A 2,079-nucleotide genomic window follows, 5' to 3' on the forward strand; every position below is an offset into this window, starting at 1 on the left:
GTGTCATGCTCATCTTTACGATGATGAAGATTTTTGATGCGACCGGGTGTGTTTTGTCAAAAGCATTTCGTTCAAAAACAATGCGCGACCAGATTAGACATATGAGGCGAAGTAGCTGAAGTGAATTTCGCACCGCCTGGAATGAGGAAATTCAATTTGTTCGTCGTTATCGTTTGCGCAGTAGCTGTGTTTTAACCAGCTTCGTAATCACCGCGGCTTTCGTGAGGTTCTTGAACCTCATGTATTCCTCGATGCCGGCGACGATTTCCGCCGGCACGTCGACGGAAAGTGTCACGAGCTCGTGCCTGGCGCGGTAGGCTGCAACGCGCTCGGCGTCGCTTGCGTATTTGCGTGGTCTGGGCATACGTTACCCGTTACGATTCGTCGCCGCCGTCTTCATCGGCCTCGCTCGTCATTCTTCCATGGCCTTTTCTCGGGCAGATCGGTGCGCCCGCCTCATCCAGCCATTTGCGAGTGGTCCGCACCGTGTAGCCGCATTCTTCGCACTCGCACTTGAGCATGCGTGCGCCCTGCTTTTTCTTCTCGCCGACCTGCACCAAAGCGTTTAAACGCTTGTGCGGATACGCGCCTACAGCGCTAATCAGTGGGGCCGCCCACAGCATGAACTCTTCGGTGGGTTCGCTGGTGGTGAACGGCTTCGTGTGGCCGATCTTTGCCGCCGCCACCTGAAACGGGCGCTTGTGACCTGCAAGGGGGAGCGCCGCATGGATCAGCTCGTGAGCCAGGATCGCCGCTATCTTGTCCGCGTCGTCCTCGACTGGAGATATGAAGATCTCCGCGTGCAGATCGTCGCTTGCGGCCGCGCTCCAACACTGGCCGCGCACCCTGGTTTTCTTGCCCAGTTCACCGCCCTTGCTCGGAAAGCCGCACGCGACGCGGTAAGCTGGGATTTTGATGCCTGCTTTCGCGTCGATGATCGGTTTCATCTTGGTGGCTAGTGCGTGTAGCCATTGCTCCCGCAGTGCGGTGGTGCTTGGTTCGCTGATCTGTCGTTTCGCCATGTCGTCGCTCCTTTAAAAGTTACCGGGTCCCTAGATTTCTCGCCCTCCCCGAATTGGGGTTCTGGTCTTTCCACCAGAGAGCGAACATCTGTCACCGTTTCCCTGAGTTCCTGCGCCCGGAGGATGACGGCACCAGGAATGGCGCGGATGTGCGGGGAAGGTTTGTAAAGCGACTAGCGCGAAGCGCCATCTGAAAGCTTTATGAATGCCCCGCGCAGCCGTGACAGGCCTGGGGCAGGCTTCCGGAGGAATGGCGCGGGAACTCAGGGAAATGGTGGGCGCGGCGGGGGAAAGACGCGCTGTYGTGAGAGGGGCGTTACCCGGATGGGCTGAGACATGTACTCATGGCTCAGTGGCGAAGCCATAGCACCGTGCCGAAGGCCTCACCCAAAGTTCGAAACCCTCTGCGACGTTTGTTCTCGTGATTTCGAGCGGAAAACCGGCCAATATTGAGCGGCAAAAGAAAAAAGCCCGGGCGTTCCGGGCCTTAGTGTGTTGTTCGTAAGCCACCGCTTCCGCCACTTGCGTGGCACAAGTTCAGCCCCGCCAACAGTGCACCTCCGGTTCGGCCTGGCGCCGTAACCGCACCACAGTGCGCTGACACTCTCTCACTCGACAGCAAGTCCTACGGCCAGCACGCATGCCGGCTGCCCAGGTTATTGCTGTGCGCAAGCCAATTTCCGGTTAAGCCCGCAACTGATGCTTTTGGCCGCCAAGGGGATTCCCAAGCCCCTCAGCAACAAACAGACCAAAAAAACCGGAACTATTCCCCGGAACTATTCCCGGTACCATTTGAAAACCTTTTTCAGGGCAGTGACGAAAAGCGCGGCGCGCGTCATTATGGAAACATTCAGTTACAGCATCCTCCAAACCGAATACTCCTATGACTATTCCCGCTTTCCACCCCGAAGTCGCCGAAAAGGTGGCCACCGCTTTTGTCAAGGCAACCGCAGCCCGCTGGTCGTTCCCGCGGGTGGATATGCAAGACAGGGGCACATTTATGTTGATCAGTGTGGACGCCCTGACGCCCGACGCGCAGGAAATCGAGCTACCGGTC

The 2,079-nt window shown here is 57.6% G+C and carries 2 protein-coding genes; both read right to left on the bottom strand.

Features of this window, described 5'->3' with window-relative positions; translation table 11 throughout:
• Window positions 1–166 precede the first annotated feature (166 nt).
• Window positions 167–364: a hypothetical protein gene (locus tag AC1D0P_RS25135; RefSeq protein ID WP_477679226.1), complete on the bottom strand. Its 198-nt coding sequence runs from the start codon at window positions 362–364 to the stop codon at window positions 167–169.
• A 10-nt stretch (window positions 365–374) separates the two neighbouring features.
• Window positions 375–1,022: a transcription elongation protein SprT gene (locus AC1D0P_RS25140; RefSeq protein WP_477679227.1), complete on the bottom strand. Its 648-nt coding sequence runs from the start codon at window positions 1,020–1,022 to the stop codon at window positions 375–377.
• Window positions 1,023–2,079 lie beyond the last annotated feature (1,057 nt).

It is taken from the genome of Polaromonas sp. P1_G2 (assembly GCF_056405515.1).